Annotated in this window: 18 protein-coding genes and 1 pseudogene; 6 read left to right on the forward strand and 13 right to left on the reverse strand. The window is 51.4% G+C overall.

What is annotated here, in order from left to right; translation table 11 throughout:
• The first annotated feature begins 2 nt into the window (after positions 1-2).
• The 5 genes from Q9O24_11230 (at position 3) to Q9O24_11250 (ending at position 4,645) form a co-directional block, all read left to right on the forward strand.
• Positions 3-434 (forward strand): DNA polymerase III subunit chi, encoded by a 432-nt coding sequence (locus tag Q9O24_11230; protein ID MDQ7075697.1) that lies wholly within the window; start codon positions 3-5, stop codon positions 432-434.
• A gap of 15 nt (positions 435-449) precedes the next feature.
• Positions 450-689 (forward strand): hypothetical protein, encoded by a 240-nt coding sequence (locus tag Q9O24_11235; protein MDQ7075698.1) that lies wholly within the window; start codon positions 450-452, stop codon positions 687-689.
• A 39-nt stretch (positions 690-728) separates the two neighbouring features.
• Positions 729-1,136 (forward strand): flagellar basal body-associated FliL family protein, encoded by a 408-nt coding sequence (locus Q9O24_11240; protein ID MDQ7075699.1) that lies wholly within the window; start codon positions 729-731, stop codon positions 1,134-1,136.
• A 110-nt stretch (positions 1,137-1,246) separates the two neighbouring features.
• Positions 1,247-4,078 carry a valine--tRNA ligase gene (locus Q9O24_11245; GenBank protein MDQ7075700.1) on the forward strand — a complete coding sequence of 944 codons (2,832 nt, stop codon included), beginning with the start codon at positions 1,247-1,249 and terminating at the stop codon, positions 4,076-4,078.
• A gap of 12 nt (positions 4,079-4,090) precedes the next feature.
• A complete protein-coding gene (locus Q9O24_11250) occupies positions 4,091-4,645 on the forward strand; it encodes a hypothetical protein (GenBank protein MDQ7075701.1) in 555 nt (184 codons plus the stop codon).
• A gap of 16 nt (positions 4,646-4,661) precedes the next feature.
• Here Q9O24_11250 and Q9O24_11255 read toward each other — a convergent pair whose 3' ends face one another.
• The 7 genes from Q9O24_11255 to Q9O24_11285 form a co-directional block, all read right to left on the reverse strand.
• Positions 4,662-6,272 carry an OmpA family protein gene (locus tag Q9O24_11255; GenBank protein ID MDQ7075702.1) on the reverse strand — a complete coding sequence of 537 codons (1,611 nt, stop codon included), beginning with the start codon at positions 6,270-6,272 and terminating at the stop codon, positions 4,662-4,664.
• A gap of 109 nt (positions 6,273-6,381) precedes the next feature.
• Positions 6,382-7,932 carry an OmpA family protein gene (locus Q9O24_11260; protein MDQ7075703.1) on the reverse strand — a complete coding sequence of 517 codons (1,551 nt, stop codon included), beginning with the start codon at positions 7,930-7,932 and terminating at the stop codon, positions 6,382-6,384.
• A complete protein-coding gene (locus Q9O24_11265; protein MDQ7075704.1) occupies positions 7,929-10,115 on the reverse strand; it encodes a hypothetical protein in 2,187 nt (728 codons plus the stop codon). Before Q9O24_11265 ends, Q9O24_11260 begins: the two co-directional genes overlap by 4 nt.
• Positions 10,116-10,242: 127 nt before the next feature.
• Positions 10,243-13,140: a hypothetical protein gene (locus tag Q9O24_11270; protein MDQ7075705.1), complete on the reverse strand. Its 2,898-nt coding sequence runs from the start codon at positions 13,138-13,140 to the stop codon at positions 10,243-10,245.
• 91 nt (positions 13,141-13,231) lie between these two features.
• Entirely contained in the window at positions 13,232-13,762 is a 531-nt protein-coding gene (locus Q9O24_11275; protein ID MDQ7075706.1) for a hypothetical protein, read from the reverse strand.
• A complete protein-coding gene (locus tag Q9O24_11280) occupies positions 13,671-14,945 on the reverse strand; it encodes a hypothetical protein (protein MDQ7075707.1) in 1,275 nt (424 codons plus the stop codon). The genes Q9O24_11275 and Q9O24_11280 overlap by 92 nt, the downstream gene beginning before the upstream one ends.
• A gap of 79 nt (positions 14,946-15,024) precedes the next feature.
• Positions 15,025-16,158, reverse strand: coding sequence for a hypothetical protein (locus Q9O24_11285; protein ID MDQ7075708.1), 1,134 nt, complete (start codon positions 16,156-16,158; stop codon positions 15,025-15,027).
• Between the two features lie 250 nt (positions 16,159-16,408).
• Here Q9O24_11285 and Q9O24_11290 point away from each other — a divergent pair, with 250 nt between their 5' ends.
• The gene (locus Q9O24_11290) at positions 16,409-17,281 is read left to right on the forward strand and encodes a DNA/RNA non-specific endonuclease (GenBank protein ID MDQ7075709.1); all 873 of its coding nucleotides are present in this window, start codon (positions 16,409-16,411) and stop codon (positions 17,279-17,281) included.
• Positions 17,282-17,529: 248 nt separating this feature from the next.
• On the opposite strand, the gene Q9O24_11295 is transcribed toward Q9O24_11290, so the two are convergent.
• The 6 genes and pseudogenes from Q9O24_11295 to Q9O24_11320 all read right to left on the reverse strand — a co-directional run bounded on the left by Q9O24_11295 (position 17,530) and on the right by Q9O24_11320 (position 23,386).
• Positions 17,530-17,925, reverse strand: coding sequence for a hypothetical protein (locus Q9O24_11295; GenBank protein ID MDQ7075710.1), 396 nt, complete (start codon positions 17,923-17,925; stop codon positions 17,530-17,532).
• 42 nt (positions 17,926-17,967) lie between these two features.
• Positions 17,968-18,843 carry an Hsp33 family molecular chaperone HslO gene (hslO, locus tag Q9O24_11300; protein ID MDQ7075711.1) on the reverse strand — a complete coding sequence of 292 codons (876 nt, stop codon included), beginning with the start codon at positions 18,841-18,843 and terminating at the stop codon, positions 17,968-17,970.
• 6 nt (positions 18,844-18,849) lie between these two features.
• A complete protein-coding gene (gene gatB, locus Q9O24_11305; protein MDQ7075712.1) occupies positions 18,850-20,280 on the reverse strand; it encodes an Asp-tRNA(Asn)/Glu-tRNA(Gln) amidotransferase subunit GatB in 1,431 nt (476 codons plus the stop codon).
• A gap of 10 nt (positions 20,281-20,290) precedes the next feature.
• A pseudogene (gatA, locus tag Q9O24_11310) lies at positions 20,291-21,746 on the reverse strand (Asp-tRNA(Asn)/Glu-tRNA(Gln) amidotransferase subunit GatA).
• 83 nt (positions 21,747-21,829) lie between these two features.
• Positions 21,830-22,117, reverse strand: coding sequence for an Asp-tRNA(Asn)/Glu-tRNA(Gln) amidotransferase subunit GatC (gene gatC, locus Q9O24_11315; GenBank protein MDQ7075713.1), 288 nt, complete (start codon positions 22,115-22,117; stop codon positions 21,830-21,832).
• A gap of 66 nt (positions 22,118-22,183) precedes the next feature.
• On the reverse strand, positions 22,184-23,386 hold the full coding sequence (locus Q9O24_11320; protein ID MDQ7075714.1) for an NAD(P)/FAD-dependent oxidoreductase: 1,203 nt from the start codon (positions 23,384-23,386) through the stop codon (positions 22,184-22,186).
• Positions 23,387-23,523 lie beyond the last annotated feature (137 nt).

A 23,523-nucleotide genomic window follows, 5' to 3' on the forward strand; every position in this document is an offset into this window, starting at 1 on the left:
TCATGACCCACGTTGATTTTTATCTGCTCAGCGACGAAAGCCGCAGTGAACGGCTGCGTTTTGTCTGTCGATTGGTGGAAAAAATCCACAACGTGGGGCAAGGCATTTACATTCATTGCTCATCGGAAGCGGAACAAAACAGCCTTGATGATCAGCTCTGGACCTTTAAGGCCAACGCCTTTATTGCCCATCAAATCGTCACAGCCAACGCCTATAAAAATGCTGATGCTTCGATTTGGTTGGGCATGAATTTTGAACCCGATGGCAAAGAACCGATTCTGATCAACCTTGGCATTGAAATCCCACCTTTTTTCAGCCGTTTTGAGCGGGTCTTAGAGGTGGTCAATCAAGAACAAACGTTGCGTCAGCACGGACGTGAAAAATATCGCTTTTATCAACAACGTGGTTATCTGTTACGCCACCACCCACTCTAAAAAGGGCTAAATACCGTGAAAAACAGAAAAACACAACAGAGAATACCGATCCTACAAGACATCGTTGATAAGAATCTTGCCAGTTCAGCAAAGATCAGAAGCGAACATCAAGAGCCAAAAATTGATGAACGCCCCAACAGCGCCGCCGTCGAGATGATCGTTAACCGCGTGTTATTAAAGTACCTGCCCAAAATTCGCCAAGAGTTGATTACCGAACTCAGCCAGCTCAACATCAAAGAAAAACCATCGGAGTGACGATACAGAGAGCAACCCTCAACACAGTGAAATTCTCTTATGTCTCCTACACACCTTGTCCTAATCAGCCTACTCACCAGCCTGATGAGCACCACCAGCAACGCTGAAGCCCCAGCCACTGAAAACAGACCTGACCCTATTTACGTCAGTATGCATCCGCACTTTATCGTCAACTTAGCCGACGATCCGCGCCATTTCATCCAAATGAAGGCCAAAGCCCAAGTCGAAGACAAAGCCACCCGCGAGGACCTGCGTCTGCACATGCCCGCCGTACACCACAATTTGATCTTACTGCTCAGCCAACTGACCCAAGCCGACATGGCCAGCGTAAAGAAAAAAGAGTTGATGCGTAAAAACGTCACCGAGTCGATTCGCAAAACCCTAGAGCAGTACGCCGAACACCACGCGGTGAAAAACTTCTTTATTACCAGCCTGATTGTTCAATAAGCCCACTCCTTTTCCTCTGATGCCCCCAATAACTCAAATCGGGCTTGGGGTCATGCCCGCATTCAGGCAAAATAAGCTCCTTTTTATCACCCCACGCCTGTTGAGAGATCATGGACAAAACCTATAACCCGCACGCCCTTGAACAACGTTGGTACCAAACCTGGGAAAACAACGGCCACTTCAGCCCCAAAACCGAGGGTGACGAGAGCTACTGCATCATGATCCCACCGCCCAACGTCACCGGCAGCCTGCACATGGGGCACGGGTTTAACAACACCATCATGGACACCTTGATCCGTTTTCAACGCATGTCAGGCAAAAACACCCTTTGGCAAGCGGGCAGCGACCATGCGGGCATCGCCACCCAAATGGTGGTGGAGCGACAACTGGAAGCGGAGGGCAAAACCCGCCACGATCTGGGACGCGAAGCCTTCATCGAACGCATCTGGAAATGGCGCGAAGAGTCTGGCAGCAACATCACCCGCCAGCAGCGCCGCCTCGGCTCTTCGCTCGATTGGCAAAACGAACGTTTCACTATGGACGACGGTCTCTCCGAAGCAGTGCGTGAGGTCTTTGTGCGCCTGCACGAAGAGGGCTTGATCTACCGTGGTAAACGGCTGGTGAACTGGGACACCCAACTGCACACCGCCGTCTCCGATCTGGAAGTGATCTCCACAGAAGAGAACGGCCACATGTGGCACATGCGCTACCCGCTGAGCAACGGCCAAGGCCACCTCACCGTCGCCACCACCCGCCCTGAAACTCTGCTTGGCGATTGCGCCGTAGCGGTCAATCCCAAGGACGAACGCTACCAACATCTGATCGGTGAGCTGCTGGAGCTGCCGCTCACTGGGCGTAAAATCCCCATCATCGCCGACGAAGAGCACGTCGATCCCGAATTTGGCACCGGCTGCGTCAAGATCACCCCCGCCCACGACTTCAACGATTACGCTGTCTGGCAACGTCACCGCGACGAACTGCCCATTAGCGAGCAGCCCCACGGTGGTCTGATCAACATCTTTACCATCGACGCCGCCATTCGCGCCAACGACCTCGAAGCCAACGAAGGCCAACTGCTGCCCGAGGCCTACATCGGTCTGGATCGTTACGTCGCTCGCAAACAGATGGTGGCCGATCTGGAAGCCGCTGGCCTACTGGAAAAAATCGACGATCACAAATTGATGGTGCCACGAGGGGATCGCTCCAACAGCGTCATCGAACCCTTTCTCACCGATCAATGGTACGTCAAAGTGGCTCCGCTGGCCGGGCCGGCCATCGACGCGGTCAAAAGCGGCGAAATCAAATTTGTACCCGACAACTGGAAAAACACCTATTTTGAGTGGATGAACAACATTCAAGATTGGTGTATCAGCCGTCAAATCTGGTGGGGGCACCGCATCCCCGCTTGGTACGATGACGACGACAACGTCTATGTGGGACGCAACGAAGCGGAGGTGCGCAGCAAACACAACCTGTCTGCCGACTACCCCTTACGCCAAGACGAAGACGTTCTGGACACCTGGTTCAGCTCTGCTCTGTGGCCGTTTTCCACCCTTGGCTGGCCCAACGACACCGAACGCTTGCAGGAATTTTACCCCACCAACGTTTTAGTCACCGGCTTTGACATCATCTTCTTCTGGGTGGCGCGGATGATCATGATGGGGAAAAAATTCATGGGCGGCGCGGTACCCTTCAAAGAGGTCTACGTACACGGTCTGGTGCGCGACAGCCACGGCGATAAAATGTCCAAATCCAAGGGAAACGTACTCGACCCCATCGACCTGATCGACGGCATTGACCTAGAGAGCTTGGTACAAAAACGCACCCAAGGCATGATGCAGCCCAAGCTGGCGAAAAAGATCGAAAAACAGACCCGCAAAGAGTTTCCCGATGGCATCGCCAGCTTTGGCACCGATGCGCTGCGTTTCACCTTCGCCGCCCTCGCCTCTACTGGGCGCGACATCAAGTTCGACATGGGACGCATCGAAGGCTATCGCAATTTTTGCAACAAGCTCTGGAACGCCTCCCGTTACGTGCTGATGAACAGCGAAGGCCACGACTGCGGCCAAAACGGCGGCGAGATTGAATTCTCCAGCGCCGACCGTTGGATTCTCTCCCAGCTGCAACAAACCAGCAGCACCGTGGGCAGCGCCCTCGAAGGCTACCGTTTTGACCACGCCGCCCAAGCGATTTACGACTTCACTTGGCATCACTACTGTGACTGGTATCTGGAGCTGACCAAAACCGTACTCACCAGCGAAACGGCCTCCGCCGCTGCCAAACGCGGCACGCGCCAAACGCTGCTGCGGGTGTTGGAAAGCCTGCTGCGCCTGAGTCACCCCATCATGCCCTTTATCACAGAAGAGATCTGGCAAACCGTGGCTCCGCTGGCCGGTGTTGAAGGCGACACCATTATGTTGCAAGCCTTCCCCAAATCCGATGAAAAGCTGATTGATCCAGAGGCCAGCAAAGAGATGGAGTGGGTGATGGCCTTTATTCTCGGTGTGCGCCGCATCAAAGGCGAGATGAACATCGCGCCAAGCAAAACCATCCCTGTTCTACTGGCCAACGCCTCCGAGCAAGATCAGAGTTGGGCAGAAAAAGCCCGCCCCTATCTGGACTTTCTGGCCAAAACCGAGTCACTCACTGTTCTCTCTGCCGACGACGAGGAGCCTGAGTCCGCCATTGCTCTGATCGGTGAGATGAAAATCTTGATCCCCTTAGCCGGTCTGATCGACAAAGAAGCGGAATTACAGCGGCTGCAAAAAGAGATTGGCAAACTGGAAAAAGAAGCAGCGCGCATCGGTGGCAAACTCAACAACGACAAATTTGTTGCTAAAGCACCCGCCGCCGTAGTGGAAAAAGAGCGCACCAAATTGGCCGAGGTGAACTCCGCACTGGGTAATCTACAACAACAAGCGAACAAAATCAGTGCCCTATAAAAAGGAAACAACATGAATGATCTCCCCAGTCGTGAGCAACAAGTGCTCGCCGTACATGCGGAATTTATTATTAAAGTGGTGCAGTGCAGCCAAGATTTCAGCCGTCACAGCGAGCTGGATGAGCTGTTCAACTTTGCCCAAAAAAACGGCTGGGGTGATTTGGTCGCAGTGCTCCGAAAAATCACTGCTGGCCAGAGAGAGACAAGTCTGCTGCTAACACTGGATAAAGAGGACAGCCTGATCGCCACGGCCATTCTGCGCGGTCTGCAAGACCCCAATACGCTGCCCACACTGCAAGCCCCAGCCGATGCAGGGGTGGCCGCCCCTGGTCTGGCGGCCATGATCCATGCCGCAGCCAAGGGGGATGTGCAAGCACTGGAGATTCTGGGCAATATGGCCCAACAGATGCAGCAAGCGGGCGGGGATATGAAAAACATGGGGGGATTGTTACGCCGCTTGATCAACGGCGAACGGAATTACGATCAATTGGGTAAAAAGCTGGGTAAACAGGCCGAAAGCCTGCTGACCTCTTTATTGGCTGAATTGGGTAAACTGGAGGCGCATTAAAAGTGAACCATAAGCTTTAAAACAAACGCAACTCCACTCGGCGATTGGCTTTACGCCCCTCTGCCGTTGAGTTATCTGCAATGGGATTGCTGTCACCGTACCCCTCTGCGGTCAAACGATCCCCATCAACACCCAACGAGATCAAGTAATCTCGCACCGACTCCGCTCGCTGTTGAGCCAGTTGTTGATTTAACTCTTCTGAACCACTGCTGTCGGTGTAACCCGCAAGCTCTGCATGCAGATCGGGGGAGTCAATCAGACGATCAGCCACCTTTTCCCAAGCCTGTTTTGCCGACTCTGACAACAGTTGAAACCCGTAGGCTTCAAACGAAGTTTCCACCTTGTCCGAAGAAAGGTCTTGAGAATTATTTTTACACGATTCGGGTAAATCGTTGTCAACAGAAATCTGTTTTAGCGCTTGAACCAGATGCGCTTCAACACGGCGATTTTGGCTACGCCCTTCATCCAAATCGTTGCTCGCAATAGGAGCAGACTCACCATAGGCTTTGATGCGTAACTGATCGGCGTGAACCCCATGTGCCATTAAAAACCGCTGCACTGACTGAGAACGTTTTAATGAAAGACGCTGATTAAACTCATCCGTCCCTTTACTGTCCGTATGGCCAGACAATTCAACCACCACATTCGGAAATTGTTGAATCTGAGCCGCAATTTTACTCCATATTTTTTCACCAACGTCAGACAGTTCGGCAGACGCAAATTCAAACGGTACCGCACTGCGACTCAAATCAATTTCAATCAGCGCACAACCATCGACACCCACCGATTTACCCAGTGCGGTATTGGGACAACAATCTTGCTCATCCAAAACACCATCACCGTCGCCGTCAGATATAATTTCACGATTTTGAACAGCCATTGTTTTTTTAATCTGACAACCGTCATCATCGACCACCACACCTGCCGGTGTGTTGACACAAAGATCAATCAGATTATAAACGCCGTCACCATCACTGTCAGAAGGCGGCGTTATTTTAACCTGAGGTTTAGGCTGTGGCTGGAGCTCTATCCGTGGTTCGGGTTTAGACGGATTAAACAGCTGGTAACGCAGACCAGCCGAAGCCACGAACGCATCCTTACCATAACTGCTCATGTCCACCAGTAAGCGCCAGTCGTTACTGAATTTCCATGCCGCTCCCAAACCAAGGTGGGCATTCAGCTGTAAATTTTGATCAAACTTAATCCGTGGATCCGTAACAGAGTGTTGTGTTGTATGCACACCTGCTTTCAAATAAGGAGAAATAACATTTCTGGCCGAAAAAGGCATCCAAGAAAGGCTGCTACCATAATATTGATAACTCAAGTCTCCCAACAGCCCTGACCCACCAGAAACCTCAGCGGCTCCCGCATCCAGATAAAAACCACTGAATAAAAACTTCTCTCTCCAAAGGTAATCGAGTGACAGAGAAAATCCACTTGACTGTTTATTGCTGACGCTTAAACCACTGCCATTTTCTTGTGGAGAAAGAAGGCTGGCTCCCACCAAACCACTCACAGACCAAGGTGAGGATGCTTCTTCAGCGCTCAGTGTGTTTTGCCCTGCTGACAACGCCAGCAAAGTAAAAACAAACAAACGATTGTGGTTAAAACGCCGACATTTCATCATAAAAATTCATCCTTTCAGCGGCTATAAAGCACCACTCTGCGGTTCTTTTTTCGTCCTTCTGGAGTCAAGTTGTCCGCAATGGGGTTGCTCTCTCCGTAGCCTTTAGCCGTTAATTGTTGTTCACCTTACACCTAGCAGAAATCAAATAATCTCGTACCGTCTCAGCGCGCTGCTGAGAAAGTTGCAAATTAAGTTCTGCGGCACCACTGCTGTCAGTGTAACCAGCCAATTCAACTTTTAACTGAGGATTCTGTTTTAATTGCTCTGCCACCCCACTCCAAGCCCGTTTGGCTGACTCGGATAACACCTGAAAGCCATAAGCCTCAAAAGACGTCTCTACCTCTTCCAATACGGGCAGTTGAAAACGCTGCTTGCAAACAGCGGGCAATTCATCCACAGAAATCATTTTCAATTTCTGCACGATATGCGCTTCCACTCGCCGATTGCTGCGCCGCCCCTCTTCCGTACGGTTATCCGCTATGGGTTGTGACTCGCCATAGCCTTGGACACGCAACTGTTTTTCTTGCACCCCTTTCGAGGTCAAAAATGCTTCCACTGTTTTTGCACGTTTAAGAGAGAATTTTTGATTAAAAGTAGCGGATCCTTTGCTGTCCGTGTGGCCACCAAGCTCCACGATCACATTAGGAAACTGTTTGATTTGTTTGGCAATGTTCGCCCAAATTTTTTCTCCTATTAAAGACAGTTTCTCAGAACCAAATTCAAACGGAACCTCACTGTTACTCAAATCAATTTCTATAATGGCACAACCGTATTCATCCACCGTCTTACCCAACGCGGTATTCGGGCAGCAATCACGACTATCAGGCACACCGTCACCGTCTCTGTCCAAGACAACAACACAGCCTTTCGCATCCACTTTGCTATTGGCCGCACTGTTTTCACAGCGGTCTTGAGCGTCAGGAATACCGTCACCGTCGCTGTCCAAGACAACAACACAGCCTTTCACATCCACTTCACTATTGGCCGCACTGTTTTCACAGCGGTCTTGAGCATCAGGAATACCGTCCAAGTCCGTATCAAGCACACCAGTCGATTTTTTATTAAACAATTGGTAACGCAAGCCAAGCGAGGCAAAATAAGCATCTTTGCCATAAGTGGTCAAATCCAATAAAGCACGCCAATCATCACTGAACCTCCAGCTCGTACCCAAACCAAAATGGCTGTTCACTGCATTGTCTTTTGTGTATTTTATTTTCGGATTGCTAACACTGTTTTGTGTCGAATGCAGCCCTGCCTTTAAATATGGAGAAAAATTATTTCGTACAGAAAAAGGCGACCAAGAAAGACTTCCCCCCACATATTGATAATCAAGATCACCCAATACCTGAGAACCACTGGAAACCTCGGAGGCTCCTGCATTCAGATAAAAACCACTGAGCAACAGTTGCTCATGCCAACGATAATCCAAAGCAACACCATAACCACTGGATTGTTTTGTACTGATCCATAAACCACTGTTATTTTCTTGCGGTGAGAGAGCACTTACACCCACCGTCGCACTGACAGACCAGGGTGATAACTGAGGCGTCTCTGTCAACACATTGGACTCAATGGCCAACACCTGAGAAGGCAGCAAGACCAAGGCACTACAAACAGAGAGATAAAGAGAGTTCGGATGTAAGCATCGATATTTCGTCATAAAAATTTTCTGCACCGCGAAACATCCTGTTTCAACGAAAAGCTCCAAAAACGGGCCAACATCAATGTGACCATAAAAAATAAAAACAGACTGCTTTGACTGCCCGCACCAAAAACAGCCGTATCCAAAACACTCGATTTCAAACACGCCTCACTATCAACACCTGGCCGACAGGAATTTAAGTTATCAAGATCCGCTTGATCGCTCAAACCATCCCCATCAGCGTCGATCAGATTCGATTCCAGCGCATCAATAACGCCATCCCCGTCCGTGTCCGTCGGGGTGAGGCCTGTACCCACCTCAAGATTATCTGGAATACCATCACTGTCGCTGTCGCCGTTGTTCGGGTTCGTTCCCAATTGAAGTTCAACCCCATCACTGAGGCCATCACCATCACTGTCACACGCGGCGACCAAATTGGAGGGCAAACAGGCATTATTGTTGTCCGCATCCAGTTGATCCACCACACCGTCACCATCTGTGTCGATAACATTGGACTCCAAGGCATCAATGATTCCATCCCCATCCGTATCAATCGCGCTGGCCGGATTCGCACCCACCTCAACCCCGTCATCAATACCATCGCCGTCGCTATCAGCAAGGTTAGGGTCGGTTCCCGCTTGAGCCTCTTGCGTATTAGTCAGACCATCACCATCGGCATCACAAATGCCCACCGTGGCATCAGGGTTACAGGCGTCATTGTTGGCCGGATCGAGCTGATCCACCACCCCGTCACCATCGCTGTCCAACAGGTTGGAGTCCAACGCATCAATGATTCCATCACCATCGCCGTCCAGAGCCGCCACAGTGGGGTAATTGGCACCCACCTCAACACCGTCATCAATACCATCGCCGTCGCTGTCCGCGTTGTTCGAATTAGTGCCTAAGGCCACTTCTTGTACGTCGCTCAGACCGTCACCGTCCGCATCGCTTAAGGCCAAACAAACGATACTGAGTGCATTAGGCAAACAGGGGTCGGCATTGGCGTTGTCTTGCTGATTGCTGAACAGATCACCGTCGTCATCGAGAAGATCCGACTCCAGCGCATCAATAATGCCATCGTTATCCGTGTCGATGGCCGCTAAAGCGGGGTAAGTCAAACCCACTTCAACACCGTCTTGCACCCCATCGCCATCACTGTCCGCGTTGTGGGGATCGGTGCCTAACACCACTTCATCGCTGTCTTTTAGACCGTCCGCATCGCTGTCCAGTGGGCGAAAAAATAAGGGCTTCAACGACTGCTGAAAAGGCACACCAAGAGGAACAATCGCACCGGTACCCACATAAAAGAGCTGAGCATAAACGGTATAATTGCCCGCCAAAGCGGCATTGAAAGGGAAATTAATCAAATCAATAGGCCGATTAATAATCGTATTGGCCACTGCGGTGAATGGAATTCGGATCACCATTGGCGAATTACCTTTCGGATCAATGACCGAATACTCCAGCAAGTAATTACCCGCCTGCACAATGTTCAAGTTTGTCTGCACTTTCAGGTCGATATTGCCCCCGACCGTATTGGCACTGACCACATTCAAAGCCGTAATCTGCCCCTGTGCGCCTGCACCGCCATCAATCACCAGCTGACCGGCGGTGACGATCACCGCCCAACTGCTGCCTTTCACCACAGAAGGCTGAATCACCACCGTGTTATTACCCACCACCACACTGCCCAATGGGATCTTAAACACGCTGGTGCTGTAACTGGCGTTAAAACCGGTCAAATAACTGCCCTGATTAATCGGCACATTGGCGCGATCAACAAAGCCAGTCGGCACTCCTGACCCCAGTAAAACACCGTTGAAAGTCACTGTATCCAACTCAGGAAAAGTGGGATTAGCAGGGTCATCTTCGTCCACATCAAAGGCGGTGAGGGTTAAATAGGCCGTCTGCTGTGGCAAAGCGCCGGTGACGTTGATATTGAACTCAATCGGCCCTGCTTGCTGAATACCAAAGGGTACCGCCAAGGCGTGCACCACCGGCTGTCCTCCATTGCCTTGGGCGTTACTGGTAAAAACCAGATCACCATCAGGAATAGGGGTCACCCCGTCTTGAGCTAAGTTGTCCGCAAAGGTAATGTAGGTGTTGCCCGCATATGCCGACGGCGCACAGACAACAGCAAGCAGCAGCACGCCTCGTTTCAACCGATCACAACCCAAACTCAAAAATAATTTCCATATCATGATAAAAAACATCCTTAAAAAAAGAATTAAATTAAGTTGCACCAGTGTAAGTAAATAGACTGATCTATTTCTAAAGAGTCTTACTCATGAAGAATCAAAACCAGCCACTCAAAGACAAGAATAGGATCTAACGATCCTCTCTCAAGCGCCAAATGGACAAACCACTCAAAAGCAACAAAAACAGCGTACTTTGACTGCCCGCGCCAAACACAGCGGTATCCAAACTGCTGGCTTGACGACACGCATTATTATCGAGGCTCGGCAGGCAGGGATCCAAATTGGCCGAATCCGCTTGATCATTCAGGCCATCACCGTCACTGTCCAACAACGACGACTCCAAAGCACTGATGCGTTGATCTCCATCGACATTACTCGGCGAACCAATCAAACCCACTTCAATAAAATCACTCATTCCGTCGCCATCGCTGTCAGCGTTATTCGGATCGGTACCCAATTGAAGTTCAACCCCGTCACTGAGGCCATCGCCATCGCTGTCACAAGCCGCAACCAAATTACTCGGCAAACAGGCGTTGTTATTATTTGGGTCATTTTGATCGCTGATGCCATCGCCATCTCTGTCGATCAGGTCGGACTCCGCCACATCGGGTATGCCATCGCCGTCCGTGTCTCTTGGACTCAAGCCGGTACCGATTTCAAGATTATCGGCAATGCCATCACCGTCGGTGTCGTTGTTGGTCGGGTTGCTGCCCAAACTGATCTCTAGACCATCGCTGATGCCATCACCATCACTGTCACAGGCGGCCACCAAATTAGAAGGTAAGCAGGGGTTATTACTGTCGGCATCCAGAGCATTCACCACTCCATCGCCGTCACTGTCGCTTAGATTGGACTCCAGCGCATCAATAATGCCGTCACCGTCGCTGTCTAATGGAGTCGCTTGGTTAGCACCCACCTCAACACCGTCGTTAATACCGTCGCCGTCGCTGTCGGCCAGATTAGGGTTGGTGCCTATGCTGATCTCAAAACCGTCGCTGAGGCCATCGCCATCGCTGTCACAGGCGGAGACTAAATTGGAGGGCAGACAGGCGTTGTTATTATTTTTATCCAGTTGATCCACCACACCGTCGTTGTCGCTGTCCGTAATATTCGACTCCAGCGCATCAATAATGCCATCATTATCTGTATCAATCGGGCTGGCAGGATTGGCACCCACTTCCACACCGTCATTAATGCCATCGCCGTCACTGTCGGCCAGATTCGGGTTTGTCCCCGCCAAAGCTTCTTGCGCGTTTGTCAGACCATCGCCATCGACATCACAAGCAGCCACGGTATTGTCAGGATTGCATACGTCGTTATTGGCAGGGTCTAATTGATCATTGATGCCATCGCCATCTGCATCGTTCAAGCTGGACTCCAAAGCGTCGATAAGGCCATCGCCGTCGCTGTCCGTTGGATTAGCGGCATCCACACCCACTTCAACGCCATCATTCACTCCATCACCATCGCTGTCGGCGATGTTTACATCTGTTCCCGCCTGCGCCTCTTGGGCGTTTGTCAGGCCATCAGCATCGGCATCACAGACACCAATGGTATTGTCAGGATTACAAGCGTCGTTATTGGCGGGGTCTAATTGATCGTTAACACCATCGCCATCGCTGTCCAAAAGATTGGAATCCAGCGCATCAATAACTCCATCGCCGTCGCCGTCCAGAGCCGCCACAGTGGGGTAATTGGCACCCACTTCCGCACCGTCATCAATGCCATCAGCGTCACTGTCGGCCACATTAGGGTTCGTTCCCAAAGCCGCTTCTTGCGCGTTGCTGAGACCATCGCCGTCGGTATCGGTCAAGGCCAAACAGGCAGTACTGAGTGCGTTGGGAATACAAGAATCTAGATTATCCGAATCCTCATGATTCATAAATCCATCAGCGTCCGTATCAATAATATTCGACTCCAGCGCATCAATGCCTCCCGTGCCATCGGTATCAAGAGCCGCTACGGTAGGGTAGGTCAACCCCACTTCAACGCCGTCTTGAATACCATCGCCATCACTGTCGGCGTTGTGTGGATCGGTGCCTAAAACCACTTCATCCGTGTCTTTCAGACCGTCTGCATCGCTGTCCAGTGGACGAAATAATAATGGGTTTAACGACTGCTGAAAGGGCACTCCAACCGGTACTGTTACCGTACCACTCAGATAAAAAAGTTGAGCATAAATCGTATAGTTGCCTGTTAAGGCCGCGTTATAAGGAAAGGGCAGCGTATCAACCAGACGGGTAAAAACAGAGTTGGCAGGCAGAGTAAAAGGAATATTAACCACCATAGGTGAATTGCCATTGGGATCAATGACCGAATACTCCAGCTCGTAATTGCCTGCTTGTATAATATTAAACGCAGTCTGTACCTGCAGGTTCAGGTTAGCCCCTGCTGGATTCGCACTAATAACATCAAAAGCTGTGATCTGCCCCTGCGCACCTGCGCCGCCATCAATCACCAAATGACCACCATAAACGATCACAGCCCAAGTCGAATTATTTACAACGGAAGGATTGATGACCACCGTGTTATTACCCGCCACCACACTGGCCAATGGCAATTTAAAAACACTGGTACTGTTAACACCATTAATGCCCGTCAGATAACTGCCCTGTTTAATTGGCAGCCCCGCAGCAGTAAAAAAGGCGGTATTAATCGCGCCACCCAAAGGCACACCATTAAACTCGACTGTATCCAACTCTGGAAATGCCGGAAAGGCAGGATTATCTTCATCCACATCAAAAGCAGTAAGGGTTAAATAAACCGACTGCTGAGGTAGCGCACCCGTGACATTAATATTAAATTCAACAGGTCCTTTCTGCTGAGTTGCCGTAGGTACATTTAGTGGGTTTACCACCGCAACACCCAGATCATTATCAGCTACGGGTAAACCACCTTGGCCTAAATTATCAACAAAGGTAAGGTAAGTCGATCCTGCATAAACGGGCTGAATAAAAAAAGTGAATATAAAAATAGCCACAATTTTTAGATAAAAATCAGCTCGAATCCATATTTTTTCTATATTCACGACATCCATCCTTGGCACAGTAATCAGAAGTTTAATCGACATCAAGAATCATGCGGCTCAACATCAGAACCACACCCTGCCCAATAAGGGGTTATTTAGTCCACCTAGAACGCCCCATCATTAAGCCACTCAACAACAATAAAAATAGGGTGTTTTGACTGCCCGCGCCAAACACAGCGGTATCCAAACTGCTGGCTCGCAGACACGCATTGTTCTCAAGACTGGGCCGACAAGGATCCAAGTTAGCCAGATCCGCTTGATCACTCAAGCCATCACCGTCACTGTCCAATAAAGAGGACTCCAAGGCACTGATGCGCTGATCACCATCAATATTGCCAGGCGAACCGATCAGACCCACTTCAATAAAATCACTCATTCCGTCGCCATCGCTGTCAGCGTTATTCGGATCGGTGCCTAATTGACGTTCAATCCCATCGCTGAGGCCATCGCCATCGCTGTCACAGGCCGCTGCGCTGTCGCTTGGCAGGCAAGCGTTGTTATTATTTGGGTCATTTTGATCACTGACGCCATCACCGTCGCTGTCGATCAGGTCGGATTCCGCCACATCGGCAATACCATCGCCGTCCGTATCGGTCGGGCGTAAGACCCGTGCCGATTTCAAGATTATCGGCAATGCCATCACCGTCGGTGTCGTTGTTATTCGGGTTGCTGCCCAAGCTGATCTCCAAACCATCGCTGATGCCATCACCATCACTGTCACAAGCAGCCACTAAATTAGAAGGCAGACAGACGTTGTTGTTATTGCTATCCAGCTGATCCACCACGCCGTCACCATCGGCATCGTTTGTATTAGACTCTAAGGCATCAATAACGCCGTCACCGTCGCTGTCCAGTGGTGTGGCGTGATTGGCTCCCACTTCAACACCGTCGTTAATACCGTCGCCGTCGCTGTCGGCCACGTTAGGGTTGCTGCCTATGCTGATCTCAAAACCGTCGCTGAGGCCATCGCCATCGCTGTCACAGGCGGAGACTAAATTGGAGGGCAGACAGGCGTTGTTATTATTCGCATCCAGTTGATCCACCACACCGTCGTTGTCGGTGTCCGTAATGTTCGACTCCAGCGCGTCAATAATGCCATCATTATCTGTATCAATCGGGCTGGCAGGATTGGCACCCACTTCCACACCGTCGTTAATGCCATCGCCGTCACTGTCGGCCAAATTAGGATCCGTTCCCGCTTGCGCCTCTTGCGTATTAGTCAAGCCATCGCCATCGGCATCACAGGCATGCCTACGCGTACTGTCAGGGTTGCACACGTCATTGTTGGCCGGATCGAGTTGATCCACCACACCGTCACCATCTGTGTCGATAACATTGGACTCCAAGGCATCAATGATTCCATCCTTGTCGGTGTCTGTTGGCTTGGCCACATCAGCCCCCACCTCGGCACCATCAAGAACGCCATCGCCGTCGCTGTCGGCAATGTTTGCATCTGTTCCCGCTTGCGCCTCTTGGGCGTTACTCAAACCATCACCATCGGCATCACAAACACCAATGGTGCTGTCGGGATTACAGGCATCGTTATTGGCGGGGTCTAATTGATCGTTAACACCATCGCCATCCGTATCCGTACTATTGGACTCCAACGCATCAATGATTCCATCGCCATCGGTATCAATCGGGCTGGCGAGATTGGCACCCACTTCCACCCCGTCATCGATGCCATCGCCGTCACTGTCGGCCACATTAGGGTCGGTTCCCAAGGTTGCTTCTTGCGCGTTGCTGAGACCATCGCCATCGGCATCGGTCAAGGCCAAACACACATTGCTAAGCGGGTTTGGCAAACAAGGATCGGCGTTGGCGCTGTCTTGTTGGTTACTGAACAGATCACCGTCGTCATCGAGAATGTCCGACTCCAGCGCATCAATAAGCTCCGTCGTTATCGCTGTCGATGGCCGCCAAGGCTGGGTAGGTCAAGCCTACTTCAACGCCATCTTGCACCCCATCGCCATCGCTGTCGGCGTTGTGTGGATCGGTGCCTAAAACCACCTCATCTGTGTCTTTCAGGCCATCGGCATCGCTGTCCAGAGGACGAAAGGCCAACAAACTCAAGGACTGCTGAAAAGGCACCCCCACCGGCACAATCGTACCGGCTCCCACATAGAAGAGCTGAGCATAGACGGTGTAGTTTCCTGCCAAAGCGGCATTAAAAGGAAAGCTAACCAGATCAATAGGGCGGTTGATAATCGTATTGGCTGCTGCCACAAAAGGAAGATTGATCACCATTGGCGAATTGCCATTGGGATCAATCACCGAATATTCCAACAAATAATTACCCGCCTGCACAATGTTTAGGCTGGTCTGAACTTGAAGATCAACGTTAGGTACTGCCGTATTGGCACTAACCACATTCAAAGCCGTAAGCTGCCCCTGCGCACCAGCACCGCCATCAATCACCAATTGCCCAGCGGTAACGATCACCGCCCAAGTAGAGTTTTTTACCATAGAAGGGTGAATTACCACGGTGTTATTGCCCGCCACCACGCTGGCCAACGGGATCTGAAACACACTGGTGCTGTAACTGGCGTTAAAACCGGTCAGATAGCTGCCTTGATTGATGGGCAAATTAGCTCTGTCCACAAACCCCGTTGGCACTGCTGTTCCTAGCGGCACTCCGTTAAAGGTCACCGTATCCAATTCAGGAAAGGCAGGGAAAGCAGGGTCATCTTCGTCCACATCAAAGGCGGTGAGGGTTAAATAGGCCGTCCGCTGTGGCAAAGCCCCAGTAACGTTGATATTGAATTCAATCGGCCCTGCTTGCTGAATGCCAAAGGGTACCGCCAAGGCGTTCACCACCGGTTGTCCTCCATTGCCTTGGGCGTTACTGGTAAAAACCAGATCACCATCAGGAATAGGAGTCACCCCGTCTTGAGCTAAGTTGTCCGCAAAGGTAATGTAGGTATTGCCCGCATATGCCGACGGCATTAGAAACAAAGAAGACAGCATTCCAATTCTTAAAAAACCGTACCCCAAATTCAGCCAACGTTTCCATTCCATCACAACAGACACCCTTAAATAAGAATTAAATTAAGTTGCGCTAGAATAAGTGAAGTCAGCTAACATATTTCTAATGTTTTGCCGTTTGTCCCCTTAATCAATCACTCAAAACACAAAAACCAACCCCCCATCAAACTACAGATAGAAATATTAATACAATCTTAAGCTTTACCCCATGCGATGCAGCACATAAACTGTGGTCGCTTTGCGCTCTTAAGAGCAAAACAATCATCAACCACTGGAATTTTGCATGAATCCACAACTTTTACGGCTCATTTTACCCCTGATAAAAAAATTATTTGGCAGCAAAGGCGGCTTCTTGACGCTGCTCATCGGCGGCGGTGGCGGCTACTTCGGCCTCGATCATCTGCAACAGGGATCAATGTCCTATGCCGGGGTTCCCAAAGCAGAATCCTTCTCTCTTAATACCTTCACGCGCAACTTCCGCAGTGAAGGTTTTATGGTCGGCTACTCTGAATGGCGACAAAACCCACTCTGGGTTACTTACCACCTCACCCCGATTCGTAAAAGCAAAAAGCTCAAACGCCCTTCTGGCTTCAAAGTGGATGAGCGCAGCCTGCGCCGTGTAAAACACAACGACTACCTGCACAGCGGTTACGACCGTGGTCACATGGCACCTAACTACGCCATCTCCAATCTGTACGGCAGAAAAGGCCAGCTCGACACCTTTGTGATGACCAACATCACCCCACAAAAACCCAAGCTGAACCAAAAGTTGTGGCAGCGGTTGGAAGATGTGGAAGCAAACAAATTTGCCAAGTGGTTTAAGGACATGTGGGTGATCACCGGACCGATTTTTGACGATAAGATCACCAAGCTGAAATCGGGCGTGGAGATCCCCGATGCCTTTTACAAAATCTACATAAGACCGGCGAAGAAAAAAGGCGATGCGCCCAAAGTGTTGAGTTTTATTATGCCGCAGAAGGTCAAAGGCAACGAATCACTGGCCAAATTCACCAGCAGCATTGATGAGATTGAAAAACGCACCGGCTTGGATTTTCTCTCCAAACTGGATGACAAGATCGAGAGTAAAATTGAAGCGTCTAAATCCACCTCCGGCTGGCGCTTGAAAGAGGTGGCTACCCTGCCCTCGCGTTATTAACTGATGTTACGCACGTCATTCTCGCGCAGGCGAGAATGACGTGCAAAAAATAAATCTCCCCTAACTCCTCTTCGATTGAAGAGGGAAAACCAGATCGTGTTGTTTGAAGCTTGCTCTGAAGTCAGTGCTTGGGCTTCCCACTTTGACAAAGGGGGATTGAGGGGGATTTGCTCTAAAGCAAGCCAATAATCTTGCCTTGATAAAGGGAATGATTAACCGTTTTCAAAATAACATCAGCCAAGCAAAATCTAACACGAATAATCCATCAGCACCCAACGCTCCACATCCTCCGCCAGACCCAAGCGTTTGAAGGTCGAATAATCACCTTCATTGACCTCAACCATTGCAGTCGAAGCCGTATTACCGGCCAGATTCAGAATCAAAAATGCCGCTTCCGATGCCACACGGCTCAGACGAAAGCTCGCCTCTCGGCGCTCAGAGTTGGTGGTTTTCTCCAGCACCGCATCAAAGTCAGCGTTATTCAACCAACAGCGTTTTATCTGCGCCTCAATGAAGCGTTCCGCCTGCGTCACATCCCCTTTGTAAAGATGTGTATTAATCAATTTAGGTGCTTCAACAGAACAAGCCGAAAGCAGCACGTTCAAACCGAGCAACACCAGCAGAACGCGTTTATTAACACGCATAATAAGACTCCAAAAATCAGCAGAAACTCAGCTTGAGCGGCCTCAATGGTGACTCAAATCGCCTTCATGACTGTCACTGAACAACGCCTCAACGTCCACCACATCAAAGGCATAACGGGCACTGCAAAACTCACAGGTGATCGCCACCTCCGGCTCTTGCAGCAGCAGTTGACGCAGCTCATTCAAACCCAAAGAACGCAACATATTTTCACTGCGCTGCTGCGAACAACTGCACGCAAACCGCTGCGCTTGCGGCTCAAACAGACGCACCTCCTCCTCATGAAAAAGGCGATGCAACACCTCCACCGCAGGCAATTGCAACAACTCCACCGGCTTCACCGTCGCCGCCAGATGAACGGCACGCTGCCAGCTCTCATCCTCTGCGTCGGCTCCCGCCAAGCGCTGCAACAGCAGACCCGCCACCCCCTCCTCATCGGCACACAGCCAAAAACGAGTGGGCAACTGTTCTGAACGGATAAAATAAGTTTGCAGCGCGTCTGCCAATCCTTGCCCCTGCAACTCCACCACCCCTTGGTACTGCTCTTGTCCCTCACCGGGATCAATGGTCATCACCATCTGTGCCTGCGCGCCAAACAGTTTATCCAGCGACGCCTCCGGTACCTCATCGCGCCACTTAGCCATGCCCCGCAGACCACCATCGGCCTTGGCTTGAATCACCAGCAACGAAACCGGCCCGTCACCCCCACTGACCTGCAGAGTCAAACCGCCGCCACTCATTTTGAGGGTCGCGGCCATCAACGCCGTAGCCGCCAACGCCTCCCCCAACAGCCGCTTTAAATTGAGCGGATAATCGGCACGCGCCAACAACCCCTGCCAACTCTCATCCAACTGCACCAATTCACCGCGCACCGCCGAGCCATCAAGGGTAAAGCGGTGCAATTTATCTCCGTCGTGCATCGCCACTCACCCTTTCAGCTTGGATTTTAAGAGCTGATTCACCTGCCCAGGATTGGCTTTGCCTTTGGAGGCTTTCATCACCTGACCAACAAAAAAGCCCATCAGCTTCTCTTTGCCGTCACGGTACTGCGCCAATTGATTCGGGTTATTGGCAATCACCTCATCAATAATGCCTTCGATGGCACCGCTGTCGGTGATCTGTTTCAGACCTTTTTTGGCAATGATCTCATCGGCACTGCCCTCACCGTTCCAGATCGCTTCAAAGACCTCTTTGGCGATTTTACCGGAAATGGTCTTATCCACGATGCGCTGCAACATGCCACCGAGCATCTGCGCCGAAACGGGGCTTTCGCCGATCTCTTTGCCCTCTTTGTTCAGCAGGCCGGAAAGATCGCCCATCACCCAGTTGACCGCCAATTTTGGCTCGCCACAGACGGCGTTGACCTCTTCATAATAGGCCGCCAACTCACGACTGGCGGTGAGCACGCCGGCATCGTAGGCCGACAGAGAAAATTCCTCGATAAAACGGGCTTTTTTCTCATCGGGCAGCTCCGGCAAATCGGCACGCACCGCTTCGATAAAGCTGTCCTCGATCACCACCGGCAGCAAGTCGGGGTCGGGGAAGTAACGATAATCGTTCGCTTCTTCTTTGCTGCGCATGGAGCGGGTTTCGTTTTTATTCGCATCGTAAAGGCGGGTCTCTTGCGCCACCGTGCCACCGGATTCAATCAGATCAATTTGGCGCTCCACCTCGAAGTTGATCGCCCGCTCCAAGAAGCGGAACGAGTTGACGTTTTTCACCTCAGCGCGGGTGCCGTACTCTTTCTGCCCCACAGGGCGCACAGAGACATTCGCATCACAGCGGAAAGAGCCTTCCTGCATGTTGCCGTCGCAAATTTCCAAATAACGCACCAAAGAGTGAATCTTTTTCGCGTAAACCACCGCCTCTTTAGCGGAACGCAGATCCGGCTCCGAGACAATCTCCAGCAACGGCGTACCGGCGCGGTTCAAATCAATGCCCGACTGACCGTGAAAATCGTCGTGCAGGGATTTACCCGCATCCTCTTCCAGATGAGCGCGGGTGATGCCGATGGTTTTGCTCTCCCCCTCCAGCTCAATTTGCAACTCACCCACGCCGACGATGGGCAGATCCATCTGCGAAATCTGATAGCCCTTGGGCAGATCGGGGTAGAAGTAGTTTTTACGCGCAAACACCGAACGGCTGTCCAGCTTGGCACCGATGGCAACACCAAACTTAACCGCCATGCGTACCGTCTCTTTGTTCAGCACCGGCAACACCCCGGGCAGACCCAGATCCACCGCACAGGCTTGGGTGTTGGGTTCAGCACCGTAAGCGGTAGCCGCGCCAGAGAAAATTTTTGTTTTGGTGGCCAGTTGAGCGTGAATCTCAAGGCCGATTACTGTTTCCCACTGCATACTCTCTACCTCACTCAATTCCGGTCGGAGTCTGTTGGTGCCACGTCGTCTCTTGTTGGAAACGGTGGGCGATGTTCAACAGGCGCGCTTCATCAAAATAGTTGCCAATCAACTGCAAACCCACGGGCATCTGCTGAGCAAAACCCGCAGGGATCGACATCCCTGGCAAACCGGCCAAATTGGTGGCGATGGTGTAGATGTCCGACAGATACATGGAGATCGGATCTTTGCTCTTCTCACCGACTTTAAAAGCAGTGGTGGGTGCCGTTGGCCCCCATAATCACATCCACCTCTTTAAAGGCCGCTTTAAAATCGTCGCTGATCAAGTGGCGAATTTGCTGCGCTTTGATGTAATACGCGTCGTAATAACCGGCAGAGAGCGCGTACGCCCCAATCAGTATGCGGCGCTTGACCTCCTCGCCAAAACCTTCACCGCGAGAACGGCTATAAAGATCATCAAGATTTTTCGGATTCTCACAACGATGGCCAAAACGCACCCCATCCATGCGTGACAAGTTAGACGAACACTCCGCCGGAGCCACCACATAATAAACCGGCACCGCCAAATGAGTGTTGGGCAAGGAGATCTCTTTCACCGTTGCACCCAGCGCCTTGTAGCCTTCGATGGCCGTCTCGATCACTTTGGCGACCTCGGGATCCAGCCCCTCACCAAAATACTCTTTTGGCAGACCGATACGCAGCCCCTCAAGAGAATTATTTAAATCTTGACTGTAATCCGGCACTTCATTTTCCAGCGAAGTGGAGTCGCGCTCATCAAAACCGGCCATCAACTGCAACATCAAGGCGCAATCTTCGGCACTGCGTGCCATCGGCCCCGCTTGATCCAAGCTCGAAGCAAAAGCGATCATGCCGTAACGAGAAACCCGCCCGTAGGTGGGTTTCAAACCGGTGATGCCACACAAGCTGGCGGGCTGACGAATCGAGCCGCCGGTATCGGTGCCGGTGGCCATCGGTGCCAAACGCGCTGCCACCGCCGCTGCCGAACCCCCAGAAGAACCGCCCGGAACACGCTCTTTATCCCACGGGTTTTTCACCGGCCCGTAGAAGCTGGTTTCGTTGCTCGAACCCATCGCGAACTCGTCCATGTTGGTTTTACCCAACATCACCATGCCTGCGGCCTTCATCTTCGAGACCACAGCGGCATCGTAAGGCGAAATGAAATTATCCAACATCTTAGAGCCGCAGGCGGTTTTCACCCCCTCGGTGCAAAAGATGTCTTTGTGGGCAAACGGCACGCCGGTCAACGGCCCTGCGCTGCCTTCGGCACGGGCGGCATCGGCGGCGGCGGCATCGGCCAACGCTTGCTCGGCGGTGACGGTAACAAAGCTGTTCAGCTCGGGGTCAAGGCGCTTGATGCGCGCCAAAAAATGTTCGGTCAACGCAACGCTGCTCACCTCTCCCGAGGCCAGCGCAGCGGACAGTTCAGCAATGGTCTTATTGTGCATAATGATCCTGCATTCGGTTTGAATCCACGGTCAGACTGGCGCAGCCTCAAAGAGACCGACCAGGGAACGACACGGTGAAGGGCTTATTCGATAACTTGAGGTACCAAGAAGAGACCCGCTTCCACAGCGGGCGCATTGGCTTGCAATTTTTCGCGCTGATTTGACTCGCTAACCACATCCTCACGCAGACGTTGCACCGCCTCTTGAGGGTGTGCCATCGGCTCCACGCCGGAGGTGTCCACCGCATCCATCTGCTCGACCAAACCCAAGATGCTGGAGATGCTCTCGGCATAGCCCGCCACATCCTCTTCACGAATGGCTATACGAGCCAAATGGGCAATTTTTTTCACCTCTGATGCTTCCAGAGACATGCTGCTCCCCTTCTTAAATAAGTGACTAAATAACCGCTACGGAAAACGCGCCACGGTAACATATTTTCAGGCCACCTGCCCAGCAGACCAGCCAGAAGCCCACGCCCATTGGAAATTAAATCCCCCCAAATGGCCAGTCACATCCACCGTCTCGCCGACAAAAAACAGCCCCGCCACCTTTTTTGCCTCCAAGGTCTTAGAAGAGAGTTCATCACAGACCACCCCACCACTGGCCACCTCAGCGGTACGCATCCCCTCAGTGCCCGACGGCCAGAGCGGCCAGCCGTTGAGCAATTGGGCTATGTTCAGCACAGAAGCCCCATCGTATTGGCACAGCGGTTTGGAGCTGAAATCATGCAGACAGAGGCGCTGCACCAGCCGTTTGGGTAGCACCTCAGCCAAAACGGTTTTCAGCTCTTTTTTTGGCTGCTGGCGCTGCTGCTCCAGTAGCCAGACTTCCGCATCCAGATCCGGCAACAGATTCACTTCAATGCAATCGCCTTTGTGCCAATAGGAGGATATCTGCAACACCACCGGCCCACTGACACCACGGTGAGTGATCAACATCTGTTCACGAAAAAAGTGGCCGTTACAGCCGATCTGCACCGGCAAGGAGATGCCCGACAGTTCGGTGAAATAGCGTTTTAGAATCTCTTGAGGGAAGGTAAAAGGCACCAAAGCCGGTTTAAAGGGCAGGCTTTTCAGGCCAAACTGTTTGGCGATGCGAACACCAAAATCCGTCGCACCCATTTTTGGAATAGAGGGCCCACCTGTAGCGATCACCAGCCTTTCAGCGACAAAACGCCCTACGGAACTGCGAACCTCAAATTGCTGCGGTTTTTGAATCGCTTCAATCTCGGCATGGCAGATCAGCGTCACCCCCACCTCAGCGCATTCGTTCAGCAGCAGATCAACAATCGCACCCGCGCCCTGCTCACAAAAGAGCTGACCGTGTTCACGCTCCTCCCAACTGAGCTGATACTCCTCCATCAGCGCCATAAAATCCCACTGGCTGTAACGCGCCAGTGCCGATTTACAAAAATGCGGGTTATCTGAGAGGTAGTTTTCGGGAGTCACGTCCAGATTGGTAAAATTGCTTTTACCGCCACCGGAGATCAAAATCTTACGACCGGCTTTTTTGGCTTTGTCCAGCACCAGCACCCGCCGCCCGCGCTTGCCCGCTTCGATGGCGCACATCAGACCAGCGGCACCGGCTCCGATAATGACCACATCGAAGCGGTTGTTGTTTGTTTTTTTAAATGAATTCAACGCAAATAACCGTTAATGCAAACCAAATATTTAATAGAGCATATCAGTATAACCCCAAACCCAATGTCGGAACATCTGGCTGGTGTGTAGATAGATTTACTATGCCACGACACAAAAAAAGGCCGGTTAAAAACCGA

The sequence above is a fragment of the Gammaproteobacteria bacterium genome, assembly GCA_030949385.1.
In the GTDB taxonomy this organism is placed as follows: domain Bacteria; phylum Pseudomonadota; class Gammaproteobacteria; order JAUZRS01; family JAUZRS01; genus JAUZRS01.